General features: G+C 61.4%; 11 protein-coding genes. 10 read left to right on the top strand and 1 reads right to left on the bottom strand.

The window, feature by feature from the left end:
• The first annotated feature begins 37 nt into the window (after positions 1 to 37).
• From mgtA to JFT85_RS05850, 5 genes are all read left to right on the top strand, one after another.
• Entirely contained in the window at positions 38 to 2,743 is a 2,706-nt protein-coding gene (gene mgtA / locus JFT85_RS05870) for a magnesium-translocating P-type ATPase (RefSeq protein WP_201229467.1), read from the top strand.
• A gap of 106 nt (positions 2,744 to 2,849) precedes the next feature.
• Complete coding sequence (locus tag JFT85_RS05865; protein WP_053255480.1) at positions 2,850 to 3,566, top strand: MgtC/SapB family protein; 717 nt, start codon at positions 2,850 to 2,852, stop codon at positions 3,564 to 3,566.
• 304 nt (positions 3,567 to 3,870) lie between these two features.
• Positions 3,871 to 4,497 carry a response regulator transcription factor gene (locus tag JFT85_RS05860; protein ID WP_053255481.1) on the top strand — a complete coding sequence of 209 codons (627 nt, stop codon included), beginning with the start codon at positions 3,871 to 3,873 and terminating at the stop codon, positions 4,495 to 4,497.
• 6 nt (positions 4,498 to 4,503) lie between these two features.
• Positions 4,504 to 8,130: a transporter substrate-binding domain-containing protein gene (locus JFT85_RS05855; RefSeq protein ID WP_201229465.1), complete on the top strand. Its 3,627-nt coding sequence runs from the start codon at positions 4,504 to 4,506 to the stop codon at positions 8,128 to 8,130.
• 134 nt (positions 8,131 to 8,264) lie between these two features.
• The gene (locus JFT85_RS05850; protein WP_053255483.1) at positions 8,265 to 8,687 is read left to right on the top strand and encodes a hypothetical protein; all 423 of its coding nucleotides are present in this window, start codon (positions 8,265 to 8,267) and stop codon (positions 8,685 to 8,687) included.
• Here JFT85_RS05850 and dkgB read toward each other — a convergent pair.
• Positions 8,684 to 9,502: a 2,5-didehydrogluconate reductase DkgB gene (gene dkgB, locus JFT85_RS05845; RefSeq protein ID WP_053255484.1), complete on the bottom strand. Its 819-nt coding sequence runs from the start codon at positions 9,500 to 9,502 to the stop codon at positions 8,684 to 8,686. The two genes, JFT85_RS05850 and dkgB, sit on opposite strands and share 4 nt — an antisense overlap.
• 194 nt (positions 9,503 to 9,696) lie before the next feature.
• On the opposite strand from dkgB, the gene JFT85_RS05840 reads away from it, so the two are divergent.
• The 5 genes from JFT85_RS05840 (at position 9,697) to JFT85_RS05820 (ending at position 16,187) form a co-directional block, all read left to right on the top strand.
• Positions 9,697 to 10,335 (top strand): TetR family transcriptional regulator C-terminal domain-containing protein, encoded by a 639-nt coding sequence (locus tag JFT85_RS05840; RefSeq protein ID WP_053255485.1) that lies wholly within the window; start codon positions 9,697 to 9,699, stop codon positions 10,333 to 10,335.
• A 148-nt stretch (positions 10,336 to 10,483) separates the two neighbouring features.
• Positions 10,484 to 11,275 (top strand): enoyl-CoA hydratase/isomerase family protein, encoded by a 792-nt coding sequence (locus tag JFT85_RS05835; RefSeq protein WP_053255486.1) that lies wholly within the window; start codon positions 10,484 to 10,486, stop codon positions 11,273 to 11,275.
• A gap of 27 nt (positions 11,276 to 11,302) precedes the next feature.
• Positions 11,303 to 12,463 (top strand): acyl-CoA dehydrogenase family protein, encoded by a 1,161-nt coding sequence (locus JFT85_RS05830; protein ID WP_201229463.1) that lies wholly within the window; start codon positions 11,303 to 11,305, stop codon positions 12,461 to 12,463.
• Positions 12,464 to 12,481: 18 nt separating this feature from the next.
• Positions 12,482 to 14,590 (top strand): acetate--CoA ligase family protein, encoded by a 2,109-nt coding sequence (locus JFT85_RS05825; protein WP_201229454.1) that lies wholly within the window; start codon positions 12,482 to 12,484, stop codon positions 14,588 to 14,590.
• Positions 14,580 to 16,187, top strand: a complete 1,608-nt coding sequence (locus tag JFT85_RS05820; protein WP_201229452.1) for a 5-guanidino-2-oxopentanoate decarboxylase — start codon at positions 14,580 to 14,582, stop codon at positions 16,185 to 16,187. Before JFT85_RS05825 ends, JFT85_RS05820 begins: the two co-directional genes overlap by 11 nt.
• Positions 16,188 to 16,266: the final 79 nt, after the last annotated feature.

Genomic DNA, 16,266 nt, shown 5'->3' with positions numbered 1-16,266 from the left:
TACCTGCACGAAGGTTTCCTCGCGCAGGAGTTACACCATGAACCTCACACTGCTCAAAGAGTTCTTCGCCGGTTTCCTGCGGAACCGGCACATTGCCCGGCATTTTCGCCGCCTGGCGATGCTCGAGACCGTGACCGACGCCAACGTCAGCCGCGAAGTACCGCCGACCCTGGCGCAAACCCTGGTGGTCGCGGCCAATAGCAGTGCTGTGCAATTGCTCGGCAAATTGGGCAGCCACACCGAGGGGTTGAGCACTCAGGACTCCGACGCCTTGCGCGTGCAGTACGGCCTCAACGAGGTCGAGCATGAGCAGCCGCTGCCGTGGCAGGTGCACTTGTGGCACTGCTACAAGAACCCGTTCAACCTGCTGCTGACCTTGCTCGCGCTGATCTCCTTGCTGACCGACGACATCAAGGCGGCCACGGTGATTTTCTCCATGGTGGTGCTGTCGACCCTGTTGCGTTTCTGGCAGGAGGCCAAGTCGAACAAGGCCGCCGACGCCTTGAAAGCCATGGTCAGCAATACCGCGACGGTGTTGCGCCGCGACAGGGCCAAGCGCATTGAGCTGCCGATCAAACAATTGGTGCCGGGTGATCTGATCGTGCTGTCGGCCGGTGACATGATTCCCGCCGACTGCCGCGTGCTCAGCGCCAAGGACCTGTTTGTCAGCCAGGCGGCGATGACCGGCGAATCGATGCCGGTGGAGAAGTTCGTCCACCAGCACGACAGCCAGGCGCGTAACCCGCTGGACCTGGAAAATATCCTGTTCATGGGCACCAACGTGGTGTCCGGTGCGGCGACGGCGATTGTGCTGGCCACCGGCAACAGCACCTATTTCGGCGCGCTGGCGCAACGCGTGACCGCCACTGACCGTGCGACCACCTCGTTCCAGCATGGCGTCAACAAAGTCAGCTGGTTGCTGATCCGTTTCATGTTCGTGATGGCACCGCTGGTGCTGTTCATCAACGGCTTTACCAAGGGCGACTGGACCGAGGCGTTGTTGTTCGCGCTGTCGATTGCCGTGGGCCTGACCCCTGAAATGCTGCCGATGATCGTCACCTCCACGCTGGCCAAGGGCGCGGTGTTTCTGTCGCGCAAGAAGGTCATTGTCAAGCGCCTGGACGCGATCCAGAACTTCGGCGCTATGGACGTGCTGTGCACCGACAAGACCGGCACCCTGACGCAGGACAAGATTTTCCTGGCGCGCCATGTGGACGTGTGGGGCGAAGAATCTGATGACGTGCTGGAAATGGCCTACCTCAACAGCTACTACCAGACCGGCCTGAAAAACCTGCTGGATGTGGCGGTGCTCGAGCACGTCGAGGTGCACCGCGACTTGCAAGTCGGCACGGCGTTCCAGAAGGTCGATGAGATTCCGTTTGACTTCAACCGGCGTCGCATGTCGGTGGTGGTGGCTGAGCAGGACCAGCCGCACCTGTTGATCTGCAAGGGTGCGGTGGAAGAGATTCTGTCGGTGTGCAACACCGTGCGCCATGGCGAGACCAACGAAGCGCTGACCGATGAGTTGCTGGCGCGCATTCGCCAGGTGACGGCGGCCTTCAACGAAGAAGGCCTGCGCGTTGTGGCAGTGGCAGCACAGCCGATGGCGGCGGGGCGCGACACCTACAGCCTGGCGGATGAAAAAGACCTGACATTGATCGGCTATGTCGCGTTTCTCGACCCACCCAAGGAGAGCACCGCGCCGGCACTCAAGGCCCTGAAAGCCCATGGTGTGGCGGTCAAAGTGCTGACCGGTGACAACGAACTGGTGACGGCCAAAATCTGCCGCGAAGTGGGCCTGGAACAGCAGGGCTTGCTGATGGGTAACGCTATTGAAGACATGAGCGATGCCGAGCTGGCCAAGGCCGTGGAAACCACCAACGTATTCGCCAAGCTGACACCGAGCCACAAGGAGCGCATCGTGCGCCTGCTCAAGGCCAACGGGCACGTGGTGGGGTTTATGGGCGACGGTATCAACGACGCGCCGGCGTTGCGCACGGCGGATATCGGTATTTCGGTGGACAGCGCCGTGGACATCGCCAAGGAAGCGGCTGACATCATCCTGTTGGAAAAGAGCCTGATGATCCTGGAGGAGGGCGTGCTCGAGGGTCGCCGCACCTTCGCCAATATGCTCAAGTACATCAAGATGACCGCCAGTTCCAATTTCGGCAATGTGTTCTCGGTGCTGGTGGCCAGTGCGTTTATTCCGTTCCTGCCGATGCTGCCGATGCACCTGCTGGTGCAAAACCTGCTGTATGACATTTCGCAGATCGCGATTCCGTTCGATAACGTCGATGACGAAATGCTCGCCAAGCCGCAGCGCTGGCAGCCGGGCGAAGTGGGGCGGTTCATGCTGTTTTTCGGTCCGATCAGTTCGATCTTTGACATCACCACGTTTGCACTCATGTGGTATGTGTTTGATGCCAACACGCCCGACCACCAGACCCTGTTCCAGTCCGGTTGGTTCGTGGTGGGGCTGCTGACCCAGACGCTGATTGTGCACATGATCCGCACGCCGAAAATCCCGTTCCTGCAAAGCCGCGCGGCGATGCCGTTGATGGTGATGACCGGGGTGATCATGGCCGTGGGGATTTTCCTGCCGATGGGGCCGCTGGCGCACTACTTCAAATTGCAGGTGTTGCCGTCGTTGTACTTCGTATTCCTGCCGGTGATTTTGCTGGCGTACATGGCGCTGACCCAGGCGGTCAAGGGCTTCTATATCCGCAGGTTCGGCTGGCAGTAAACAGCCTTACTGCGTCACACCGTTGGCCGCTGTGGACGTCGGCAAACCAGCGCCCACAGCGGCCAACGGCGCAATCAGCTTGCTGCTGCATTCAAGGAGAGTTTTTATGCAAGCCATCAACAACATCAACCTCACCACCCTGGTCGACACCTTGGTCAGCCTCACCGCGGCGTTTATCCTCGGTGGCTTGATCGGTTTTGAGCGTCAGTACCGCCAGCGCACGGCGGGCTTGCGCACCAACGTGCTGGTAGCGGTGGGCGCAGCGATTTTCGTCGACATGGCCAACCGCCTGGGCGGTGCGGAAGGCGCGGTGCGGGTCGTCGCGTATGTGGTCTCGGGCATCGGCTTTCTGGGGGCCGGCGTGATCATGCGTGAGGAAGGCAATGTGCGCGGGCTCAACACCGCCGCCACGCTCTGGGCCTCGGCGGCGGTAGGGGCGTGTGCGGGGGCCGACCTGATCCTCGAAGCACTGCTCGGCACGCTGTTTGTACTGGCGGCCAATACCTTGCTGCGGCCAATCGTCAATAACATTAACCGTCAGCCATTGGACGTGGTGTCGGCCGAGGTGACCAACATCCTGTATGTCATCGCACGGCGCAGCCAGCAACAGGCGGTGATGGTATTGCTGGAAGCCGAGTTGGCGCGCTGCAACTACCCGGCCAGCGACGTCGACGTACGCCCATTCGGCAGCGAAGAAGTGGAAATCGAGGCCACCCTTGCCGCCACGTCAGTCGATGGCGACGAACTGGATGCGCTGGTGGCGCGCATCTCCACGTCGACCCTGGTCGTGCAGGCTTTCTGGAGCCCGAGTACCACCGATTAGCCTAGGCGTAACAAGGCTGAAAAAGCGTTGGGTGGTGAAGGCTTTTGCGAGGAAAACTCCTACATATGGTTGGGACTATCCCTTCGATTGAAACGTCGTTTCGTTGCTAAGGTTGCGCCCTTGTAACTAGCCGGCGGCAGCGGTTTGGCTGTACGTGTTCGGCCTGTTTTCAATCGAAAGGGACCAGGCATAGCCTGGCTATCGTCCTTGAGTGGGGACCGCGCCGCTGGTCGGCACTGTCATTTCTCACAGGTACCTGTGTCCCGTGTGGTGTGTAAGTCTACTTACCTCTCAGGGGAGTGTTATGAGCAAAGCGTTAATCGTTGACGATCACCCGTTTATCCGCAAAACCGTCCGCCATCTGCTGACGCTGGAAGGCTTCAGCGAGATTGACGAGGCAGGTAATGGTGCCGATGCCGTGCAGAAGGCCAGGGAGGGGCGCCCGGCCTTGATCATTCTTGACCTGGCCATCCCGAAGCTGGGTGGGCTGGAGGTGATCAGTCGAGTCAAGGCGCTGGGCTTGCCGTGCAAGATCCTGGTGCTGACGTCGTACCTGCCGGAGTTCTTTTCCTCGCGTTGCATGCGTGCTGGCGCGATGGGGTTTGTCGCCAAGACCGGGGAACTCGACGAGCTGCAAAAAGCGATCAAGGCCGTGATGTCCAACTACAGTTGCTTTCCCAGTTTGCCGAGCAGTTCGGTACGCCGTGATGATTTGCAGGCTACGGAACTGGAGCTGGTGCAGTTGCTGTCGGATCGCGAGCTGGCGGTGTTGCAGATGCTGGCGCTGGGGCTGGGCAATAACGAAATTGCCAATCAAATGCTGCTGAGCCACAAGACCATCAGTACGTACAAGACGAGGCTCAAGGAGAAGCTGCGCATGTCGTCCGTGGTGCACATGGCCAAGTTTGCCCAGCGCAATCATCTGATTTGATTTGAAATGACCCGTGCCCAGGTTCGAGGGTTCATCACCTTGCTATTGATGAGCCTGCTTCCGCTGACGGCCGTTGGCCTTGATGAGCCGCATACCCTGCGCTTGTTGGGGCACTCCAACGTTGACGGTACTGGCCCGTCCGTGGTGTTGGGGGAAGCCGACTGGCACTGGTTGCGCGAGCGGCGAACACTGTTGATGGGGGTTTCCGCGCCCGATTACGGGCCGTTCGAACTGACCAATAACAACGACGAGCTTGAAGGCGTCACGGCTGACTATGCGAAGTTACTCGCACAGCTGCTGAATATTACCGTTGAGGTCCGGCGCTACGATACGCGCGATGAAGTGATCGAGGCACTCAAGCAGGGCGCCATTGATTTCCTTGGCTCGGCCAACGGATTTGAAGCAGGTGACTCACAGTTGGTCCTGTCGCGTTCCTACGCCAATGATCAACCGATCCTGGTTACCCGTACCGGAGACACCCAATCCCTGAGTGTCGACCTGGCAGGCAAACGCGTGGCGATGCTCTATCACTACATGCCGCCCGATGTCGTCGAAGCTTATTATCCCAAGGCCCATGTGGAACTGTTTCCCTCTATCTTCGAGGCCATCGGCGCCGTGGCATTTGGCCGTGCCGATGTTTATCTCGGGGACGCCATCACCGCCAATTACCAGATCAACCGTAACCACCTCAACAATGTGCAAATGGCGGATTTTTCCACCCTGGAATCCAACGCTTTCGCGTTCGCCATGGCCCGCGACAACACTCGCTTGTTGCGTATCATCAATACGGCGCTGAGGGCGATCCCGGCTAACCAACAGATGGACATATTGCGCCGTTGGAGTGCCGGCAACCTTGGTTTTCTGGGCGCGGAACGGCTGCACTTGAGCCGGAGCGAACAGCGCTGGCTGGAGAAACACCCGCGGGTCCGCGTAGTCGCATCCGACCAGATGCTGCCGTTGGCATCCTTCACCGCACAGGGGCAATTGGAGGGCTTGAGTGCCGACGTTTTATCCCGGATCAGCCTGCGCACCGGTTTGAAGTTCGACGTGGTCTCCGGCGGTTCGATGCCCCAGCAAATTGACGCGGTCAGTAAGGGCCGGGCGGACATGATGGCGGTGGTGGCGTCGAGCATCGAAGGCTCTGATCAGGTGCGCTTTACACGGCCCTACCTGACCAACCCACTGGTATTGGTCACCCGCAGCGACTATCCCGGCACGGTGACCCTGGAGGACATGATCGGAAAACGTCTCGCGTTGACCAGCGGCAACGCGCTGCGTGAGGTGATCAATCGTGACTACCCCGGTATCCACTTTGTGGAGGCCGGGAACCCCACGGAGGCGATGGCCCTGGTGGCCAACGGCAGTGCCGATGGCGCGGTCAATTCATTGATCTATGCGCGTTACCTCATTGCCTTTCAGTACCGTGACCGCTTGCGCGTGACCAGCACGGTCGGCTCTGATCCTTTACGCATGACGTTTGGGGTCAACCGTGGCGAGTTGGAGTTGTACTCGATATTGGACAAGGCGTTGCTGAGCATCAGCCCTCAGGAAATGGATGAGTTGAGCAACCCATGGCGGTCCGATGTGATCATCGAAGACCACTGGCTGCGCCATCGCAGTGCGATTATCCAAGGGTTTGGCGTGGCGGCGGTATTGCTGCTGGTAACCCTTGGATGGGCGATTTACCTGCGCCGCCTGATACGCAAACGGGCCCAGGCCGAGCGGGCATTGAGCGACCAGATGCGCTTTATGGGCGTGCTGATCGACGGTACGCCTCACCCGATTTACGTGCGTGACCGCCAAGGGCGGCTGATGGCCTGCAACAGTGCTTTCCTGGACGTCTTTGGCTTCAGGCTCGAAGCGGTGATCGGCAAGACCGTGACAGAAACCGACACCGGCAATCCGCCGCAGGCCCAGTCTTTCCATGAGGACTACCTGCGGCTGATGGAGCGCGGCGAGCCGCAGATTCATGATCGGGTACTCAGGTTGCCCAATGGCAAGGTGTTGACCATTTATCACTGGATGCTGCCGTACCGTGATGGCGACGAAAACGTGGTGGGCATGATTGCCGGTTGGGTGGATGTGAGCGAGCGCCAGCGGCTCCTGGGCCAATTGCAGGAGGCCAAGGAGGAGGCCGATGCCGCCAACCGTGCCAAGACCACGTTCCTGGCGACCATGAGCCACGAAATCCGCACGCCCATGAACGCCGTGATTGGCATGATCGAGCTGGCGCTTGCCAACGCCGAACAGGGGCGTGCCGACCGTGATGCCCTGGCCGTCGCCTCGGTTGCGTCCCACGGCATGCTGGAGTTGATTGGCGATATTCTGGACATTGCGCGGATCGAGTCTGGCCACCTGTCTCTTGCCCTGGAATCGGCCAACCCGCATGAGCTGTTGACGTCGGTGGCACGGGTGTTCGAAGGGCTGGCGCGCGCCAAGGGCCTGGCGCTGCAAGTCGAGCTTGACCCGCTGATTGATTGCCCGGTGTTGATCGACCCGTTGCGGTTCAAACAGGTGGTGTCCAACCTGCTGAGCAATGCCATCAAGTTCACCGCCGATGGCCAGGTGCGGTTGGGCGCGCATACAGTCGTGGCGCCCGATGCAGACCAACTGAGCCTCAGGTTATGGGTAGAAGACACCGGTATTGGCATCAGTGCCGAGGACCAGCAACGGCTGTTCAACCCGTTTATCCAGGGCAGCAATACCGAACAATCGGCGCGTAGCGGGTCGGGATTGGGCCTGGTGATCAGCCGTAATTTGTGCGAAATGATGGCGGGGAAGCTGCAGTTGAGCAGTGTGCTCGGGCAGGGTACGCGGGTGGATGTGTCGTTGACGCTTGCCAGGGCAGCGGCATTGCCGCCTGAGGTTTCAGCACCGGCCCCAGCCGTGCTGGCTACCCGTGTATTGGACATCCTGGTAGTGGATGACTACCCGGCCAACCGCTTGCTGCTGGCCCGGCAACTGAGTTTTCTGGGGCACCGCATCGTCACTGCCGAAGAGGGCGTTCAAGGGCTTGAACGCTGGCAAACCCAGCACCCCGATGTGGTGATTACCGATTGCAACATGCCCCTCAAGGATGGCTATGCCTTGGCGCGTGAGATTCGTGCGCAAGAGCGTGAGCAAGGTTTGAAGCCGTGTTTGCTACTGGGGTTTACCGCCAATGCACAGCCGGAAGAAACCGAGCGTTGTCGGCAGGCGGGCATGGATGGTTGCTTATTCAAACCTGCCGGGCTTGAGGACTTACGCTCGGCATTGGCCTCGCTCGCGCTGAGCCCAGGCGTACCCGGCGTTGACGGGGTATTTGATTTGGCTGCGTTAAGGGTGGTCACGGGGGACGATCAAGTAGCGCTCAAGGAGCTTTTGAATGCGTTGCTCGACAGCCTGGAAGCAGACCGCGTGATGCTCCCGTTGCTGCAACGCGAGGTCAGTTTTCGCGGCCTGCACGACCTTGCTCATCGGGTCAAGGGCGGGGCGCGAATGGTCAAGGCCCAAGCGTTGATCACCTGTTGTGAAACCCTGGAAAGCCTCTGTGAACGACAGGCGCGCAGCGCACTGGGGGCTGCAATTGAAGCGTTGGACCAGGCAATGGGTGATTTGCATAAACGACTGAGTGACTACGGCAAGCAGCCATGACTGCGATTTACGGTCATTCGGTAGATTTGGGAGAACTCCTACGTGAAGGGGGAACATGGCTGATTTTGTCTTCTGGATATGTCTGGAAAATGAGCCGCTCGCAATGACGCGTACTGCCAGCCCAGGGGTTTGCCATGCCGAACAAAGCACTGACCATCCTGATTGCCGATGAACAGCACCTGCAAAGGCTGTACATCGAAAAAATGCTCAATCAGTTGGGGTATCACCGGATTGTGCCGGTGCAAACCTACGAAGAAGTCCAGATTCTCACCGCGGTCCCGGCCGAACCGTTTGACGTCCTGATCATCAGTGCGGGGCTTGCCGCGCAGGCCAGCGTGCCGCAGCCGCAGGTACGCCATGTGTTGCTCTACGACCACCTCGACCCCGGCAAACCCGCTGGCGCAATGCCGCCTGTGCTGGTACGGCTGCCCGGAGTACCTGACACCATCAACCTTGAACATTTCATGGACATCATCGACCCACCCGCGGCCGCCACAGGCCTGCGGGTGTTGCCGTGGCTGCGGGAGTTATCCTGCAAGCCGATCGCCGGGGGTTAATCCCACCGCGGCGCAATGCCCTTGGGGCTGGTCAAGCGGTGGCCACGTTCCAGGCCGGCAATCTGCGCCATGTCGGCAGCGCTCAAGGTCAACTGCAGGGCCTTGAGGTTGCTCTCCAGGTTGGCGCGTTTGGTTGACGACGGAATGACCGCATAGCCCAACTGCATGGCCCAGGCCAACGTCACTTGCGCAGGTGTCGCCTGATGGCGTTCGGCGATGTGCTGGAGCACCGGGTCTTTCAGCACCTCACCGTAGGCCAGGGTCATGTACGACGTGATCTGAATGCCTTGGGCGGTGGCGAAATCCACGACCTGCTGGTTTTGCAGATAGGGGTGCAGTTCGATCTGGTTAGTGGCGATGTTCTCGGCGCCCACCGCAGCAATGGCCTGCTTCATCAGGTCAATGGTGAAGTTGGAAACGCCGATCTGGCGGGTCAGGCCCAGGCGCTTGGCTTCAAGCAATTGGCCCATGAATTCGGCAACGGGGATTTGCTCCTCCGGTGATGGCCAGTGGATCAGCGTCAGGTCCAGGTAGTCGGTCTTCAGTTTGCTCAGGCTTTCGCGCAGGCTGGGAATCAGCAGGCCATCGGCAAAATGGGACACCCAGATCTTGCTGGTGATGAACAACTCATCACGCGGTACACCACTGGCGGCGATGGCGTGGCCGACATCGGCTTCGTTCTCATAGATCTGCGCGGTGTCGATGGCGCGGTAGCCCAGCTCCAGGCCGGTGCGCACGGAATCGATGACCACCTGGCCTTGCAGGCGGAAAGTGCCGAGGCCGAAGGCGGGGACGTTGTGGGTCGGGATGGACATCAGTAACTCCTCAAGGGGGTGAACAATGGCGTCGAGTATCCCCGCGTCGTTCCTTCGGAAAAACCGCCGAAGCCGAAAAGGACTCTTTACCAGAAGTCACGAGTGGCGTTGCTGCGCAGGCTGGATCGGGTGTCGCTCGGTTACCGCGACTGATGTAGAGTCGTGCAGCCGACTCAACCGCAGGAAATCGCCCTATGACCCAGGAATCCCGTTTCTCCCGAATGGAGCCGGAATTGCGCAAGGCCAATCTGGTCCAGGCGACGCTCACGTGCCTCAAGCGCGACGGTTTCCAGGGCGCCTCGATTCGCAAGATCAGTGCCGAGGCCGGGGTGTCGGTGGGGCTGATCAGCCACCACTATTCGGGCAAGGATGAACTGGTGGCCGAGGCCTATCGCACGATCACCGCCCAAGTCATGAGCCTGTTGCGCGAGACCATGGCCAAGGCCCCCCCGCAACCTCGGGAACGCTTGTCGGCGTTGTTTCGTGGCTCGTTTTCTCCGCAGCTGCTCGACCCGCAACTGCTGGATGCCTGGCTGGTATTCTGGGGCGCGGTGAAGACCGCGCCTGCCATCAACCTGGCCCACGAACACTCCTATGGCGAGTACCGCACCATCATGCGCTCGGCCCTGACGGACATGGCCAGGGAGGAGCGATGGGAGCAGTTCGACGCCGACCTGGCCGCCATCGGCTTGAGCGCCTTGCTCGATGGGTTGTGGTTGGAGTCGGGGCTCAACCCAGGCACCTTTACGCCGGAGCAGGGCATCCAGATCTGCGAAGCCTGGGTCGATGGCTTGCAGGGCGGCGGTCGCCTGCGTTACCCACTCAAAGCCTGAGCTTTTCTCGCCGCCTGGACGCAAGGTCCAGGCCGGTATTTCCCGTTTGAAAATATTTGCAGTTTGCCGATTGTCTCCTTGCTGAACACTCGTTTAGTATCTCGCCATGTCGCACCCCTCAAGCCAATTAAAATAATTCGAGGAAGCCATGACGACCGATTCGCCCGTGCTCAGCCATGTGCAAGCAGGCGTTGCCTGGATCACTCTCAACCGGGTGGCCCAGCACAATGCACTGGACATTCCGACCCTCAAGCACCTGCATGCCTTGCTCGATACGCTCAATACCGACACCGCTGTGCGTGCGGTGGTGTTGACCGGCAACGGGCGCAGCTTCTGCGCCGGCGCCGACCTGGCGGAATGGGCTGAAGCCCAAGCGCGTGGCGCCCTGGAAACCTACGGCTGGACCGAAACCGCCCACGCCCTGATGACCCGCCTGCACACCCTCGACAAACCCACCCTTGCTGCGATCAACGGCACCGCCGTCGGCGCCGGCATGGACCTCACCTTGTGTTGTGACCTGCGCATCGCCGCGCAGTCGGCGCGCTTCAAGGCCGGCTACACCCGCATGGCTTACTCGCCGGATGCCGGTGCCAGTTGGCACTTGCCGCGCCTGATCGGCAGCGAACAGGCCAAGCGCCTGCTGTTCCTCGATGAACTGTGGAGCGCCGACCGTGCCCTGGCTGCCGGCCTCGTCGGCGAGGTGGTCGCCGACGATCAACTCCACGCGCACACCACTGAGTTGGCGACGCGCCTGGCCAACGGCCCGACCTTCGCCTTCGCCCAGACCAAGACCCTGATCCGCGAAGGCGAAGGTCGCAGCCTGCCCGAGCAACTGCAGGCCGAACTGGCTGCCGGCCTGTTGTGCGGGCGCAGTGTCGACGGTGGCGAAGCCTTGCGCGCGGCCATGGAAAAGCGCCCGGCACATTTCTGCGGCCAATAACCCCAACACCTCCGAGCAGGTAGCGCGATGAATTTCCAACTCAGCCAAGAACAAGACATGTTGGTGGACGCGGTACGCAGTTTTGTGACCAAGGAGTTGCTGCCTCATGAGGTGGCGGTGGACCGTGCCGATGAGGTCTCGCCGGCGCTTGCCGCGCAGATTCGTGACAAGGCCATCGCTGCCGGTTTCTATGCGTTCAACATGCCCGAAGCGGTCGGTGGCGGCGGCCTCGATTACCTGTCCCAGGCGCTGATCGAGCGAGAATTGTCCAAGGTCTCGTGGGCGCTGCATGTGTTTGTCGCGCGCCCGTCCAAGATCCTGATGGCCTGTACCGGCGCGCAGGTTGACGACTACTTGTTGCCCTGCGTGCAGGGCCAGAAGATCGACTGCTTCGCGCTGACCGAACCGGGTGCCGGTTCTGACGCCAACGCGATCAAGACCCGCGCCGTGCGCAGCGGCGACGACTTTGTGATCAACGGCAGCAAGCACTTTATCAGCCATGCCGGGCACGCCGATTTCGCCATCGTGTTTGCCGTGACCGACACCTATGAATACCACGGCCGCCCACGCAACGAGGTGACCTCGTTTCTGGTCGACCGAGGCACCCCGGGCATGACCATCCGCCGAGGTCCCAAGTGCGTCAGCAACCGCGGCTATCACACCTATGAGATGTTCTTTGACGACTGCCGCGTACCGGCGTCCAAGGTGCTCGGCGACGTGGGCAAGGGCTGGGATGTCGCCAATGCCTGGCTCACCGCCGGCCGCGTGATGGTTGCCGCCAATTGCGTCGGCCAGGCTCAGCGGGCGTTGGACGTATCGCTGCAATGGGCGGCGGATCGCAAGCAGTTCGGCCAGCCCATCGGCACCTATCAAGGTGTGAGTTTCAAGCTGGCGGACATGGCCACGCAGATTCGCGCTGCGGAATTATTGACCCTGCACACGGCCTGGAAGATGGACCAGGGCAGCATGACTGACGGCGAGGCTGGCATGGCCAAATTGTTTGCCAGCGAAACCCTGGGCAAGGTCGCCGACGAAGCCGTGCAGATTTTTGGCGGCATGGGCTTGATGGATGAAGGACCGGTGGAGCGCATCTGGCGCAACGCACGGATCGAACGGATCTGGGAAGGCACTTCGGAAATCCAGCGCCATATCATTGCGCGCGAACTGTTGCGGCCGCTGTTGCGCTGATCGGCGCGGAGAACGCTTATGTCCCAGACTATTGGCGACAACCTCAAGCGCCTGCTGGCGCCCCGGCACCTGGCATTTGTTGGCGGGCGCAGCATGGCTCGCGCCTTAAAGCGTTGCGCCGACGGCGGTTTCACCGGGCAAATGTGGCTGGTTAACCCGCACCATGACCACCTTGACGGCATCCCTTGTGTGCGCCGCGTGGCGGATTTGCCGTGCGGCCCGGATGCGGTGTTTGTCGCCACCAACCGTGAGCTGACATTGACCTGCATCGCCGAGCTCGCCGCCATCGGCACGGGCGGCGCGATTTGCTACGCCTCAGGCTTTGCCGAAACCGGCGCCGACGGTGCAGCTCTGCAACAGCAGTTGCTCAACGCGGCAGGCGACATGGCCTTGCTCGGCCCCAACTGCTACGGCCTGTTGGACTACCTGCACAGCTCGGCGTTGTGGCCGGTGGCCCATGGTGGTAAGCCGGTAGAGAAGGGCGTCGCGATACTGACCCAGAGCGGCAACTTCGCCTACAACCTGTCGATGAGCGACCGCTCGTTGCCGGTTGCCTACATGGCTTCAGTGGGCAACCAGGCACAACTGGGCGTGGCCGAATTGATGGACGTATTGCTCGACGAACCGCGCGTTACCGCGATCGGCCTGCACCTGGAAGGCCTGAAGAATGTGCCAGGGTTTGCCCGCGCGGCGCACAAAGCCCTGGAACAAGGCGTTCCGATCATCGCGCTGAAAACCGGCGTCTCGCAGATCGGCGCCGAGCTGGCGTTAAGTCACACCAGTTCACTGTCCGGCTCCGATGCGCTGTACGACAGTTTGTTTGCCCGTCTGGGCGTGATCCGCGTGAGCGGGCCGGTGAGTTTTGTCGAAACCTTGAAGGCCGCAGCGTGCGGCAACCTGCCGTCAGGCAAGCGCCTGATCGCGCTGGCTTGTTCCGGTGGTGACGCTGGGCTGATTGCCGATTACGCCGAGCGCAACCATCTGGCCCTGCCGAAACTCGACGCAGGCCAGCGCGCTGAACTGGCGCAGGTGCTGCCCAGTTACGCGAACCTGGTCAACCCATTGGATTTCACCACCGCCATCTGGGGCGACCGTGAAGCGCTGCAGCGCATGCTTGATACGGCCCTGCGCACCGACACTGATGCCGCCATGCTGGTGCTGGATTACCCGGCAGCCTTGACCGGTGAGCGCCAGGAGTGCGACCTGCTGTTGGAGCTGTTTTGCGCGGCGCTCAGCCGCCATGGCAAGCGCGGTTTCGTCACCTCGGCTTTTCCCGAACTGTTGCCGGTCCATGCCCGTGAACGCCTGCATGCCCACGGCATTCCCGCCTTGCAGGGCGTGGAAGACGCGCTCGCGGCGTGGGCGCGGATTGCCGACTACCAACACCATCGTCGCGTCTTGCTTGAGCGGGGCGAATCGATCCTCGAACCACTGTGCCCACGGGCTCTGGCCGGCCGTGGTGTGACCCTGGATGAGTGGGCGTCCAAACAGGCGTTGCGCGCATTTGGCTTACCCACTCCACTGGGTGTGTTGAGTACGCCGGAACGCGCGATGGCTGATGCACACCTGTTGGGCTACCCGTTGGTGCTCAAGGCGGTCAGCGCCGAGTTACCGCATAAAACCGAAGCCGGGGCGGTGGCGCTCAACCTGCCAGACGCCGCCGCTTTAAAGGCTGCCATCGCGCAGATGCGCGCGCAAATCGCCGCGTATGCACCCGGCGTCGCCTTCGATCGACTGCTACTGGAGCCCATGGCCGCCCAGCCCTTGGCTGAGTTGATCGTGGGCATCAAACGTGAAAACGACTTCGGCCTGGCCCTGGTGATTGGCGCCGGTGGCATCCTGGTGGAACTGCTCAAGGACAGCCGCAGCCTGTTGCTGCCCACCACTGACGATGCGATTCGCCACGCGTTGCTCAGCCTGCGCAGCGCCACGTTGCTGCACGGTTTTCGCGGGCGGGAAGTGGCGGATATGGGCGCGTTGGTCGCGGCCATTCGCGCCGTGGCCGACTACGCCTGTGCCAACGCCGAACAGTTGCTGGAACTCGATGTGAACCCATTGCTGGTCAATGCCCGGGGCGCCACGGCGGTCGACGCATTGATTCGCCTAGGAGATGGCTATGCACGATAAAACGCTGACCGGCGGCCAGGCTCTGGTGCGGTTGTTGGCCAACTATGGCGTCGACACGGTGTTCGGCATTCCCGGTGTGCACACCTTGGAGCTGTATCGCGGCCTGCCCGGCAGTGGCATTCGCCACGTGCTCACGCGCCACGAGCAGGGCGCCGGGTTCATGGCCGACGGCTATGCGCGCGTCAGCGGCAAACCGGGCGTGTGTTTTGTCATCACCGGGCCCGGCGTTACCAATGCCGCCACCGCCATCGGCCAGGCCTATGCCGATTCCATTGCGATGCTGGTGATCTCCAGCGTCAACGCCACCGCCAGCCTCGGCAAAGGCTGGGGCAGCTTGCACGAGACCCAGGATCAGCGAGCGATCACCGCTCCCATCACCGCGTTTTCGGCGGTGGCATTGAGTGCCGAGGATCTGCCTGAGTTGATCGCCCGTGCCTACGCAGTGTTCGACAGCGAGCGGCCACGGCCGGTGCATATTTCGGTGCCGTTGGATGTGTTGGCGGCACCGGTCAGATGGGACTGGAGCAATCACGTGGTCCGCCGTCCAGGGCGTGGCGTGCCATCGGCCGACGTGCTGGAGCAGGCAGTGGCCACGCTCGCGGCAGCCAAGCGGCCGATGATCATTGCCGGCGGCGGTGCGTTGGCCGCAGGCGAGGCGTTGCAGCGCTTGAGTACGCTTCTGGCGGCGCCGTTTTTCAGCAGTGTTGCCGGGAAGGGGCTGCTGCCGGTCAACGACCCGCTGAATGCCGGGGCCACCCTGTGTGTGGAACCGGGCTGGCAACTGATCAGCGAGGCCGATGTGGTGTTGGCGGTCGGCACGGAAATGGCTGACACCGATTATTGGCGCGAGCGTTTGCCAATCAAGGGTGAGCTGTTACGGGTGGATATCGACCCGCGCAAATTCAATGATTTCTACCCCTGCGCACTGGCGTTGCACGGTGATGCCCACCAGACAGTGCTGGCCTTGCTCGCCGGTTTACCGCCTGCACCGCGCGATGCTGACGCGTCGATCAAAAAGGTCGCGACCTTGCGCCACGCGGTAGCGCTTGGGCACGGGCCGCTACAGGCCATTCATCAAGCCATTTTCGAGCGCATCGAGGCCGAACTGCCTGCCAACGCGTTCATCAGCAGTGACATGACCCAACTGGCCTACACCGGCAACTACGCCTACCCGAGCCGCGCCCCGCGCAGCTGGTTGCACCCGACCGGCTACGGCACCTTGGGCTATGGCTTGCCCGCCGGCATCGGCGCCAAGTTTGGCGCGCCGCAGCGCCCGGGCCTGGTGCTGGTGGGGGACGGCGGTTTCCTCTACACCGCACAGGAACTGGCGACCGCCGTGGAGGAACTGGACAGCCCGTTGGTGGTGCTGCTGTGGAATAACGACGCCCTCGGCCAGATCCGCGACTACATGCTGAGCCTGGCTATCGAACCTATCGGCGTGCTGCCGCGCAACCCGGATTTTGTACTGTTTGCCCAGGCGTTCGGTTGTGCCGTGTACCAACCCAAGAGCCTGGATGAATTGCAAACGGACTTGCGCAACGGCTTCAAACGCAAGGGCGTGACCTTGATCGAGCTGAGACATGCCTGTGCCTGTTGACCTGCTCGGGCGGCGGACCCTGGGTGACAATAACCCTGTTCATCGGAATCGGACATGGCCCCGGACTGGCGTGATCATT

Source organism: Pseudomonas sp. TH04, from assembly GCF_016651355.1.
Classification (GTDB): Bacteria; Pseudomonadota; Gammaproteobacteria; order Pseudomonadales; family Pseudomonadaceae; genus Aquipseudomonas; species Aquipseudomonas fluorescens.
Note: the sequence above shows the minus strand (reverse complement) of the source record. Positions and strands in the feature narration are given on the sequence as shown.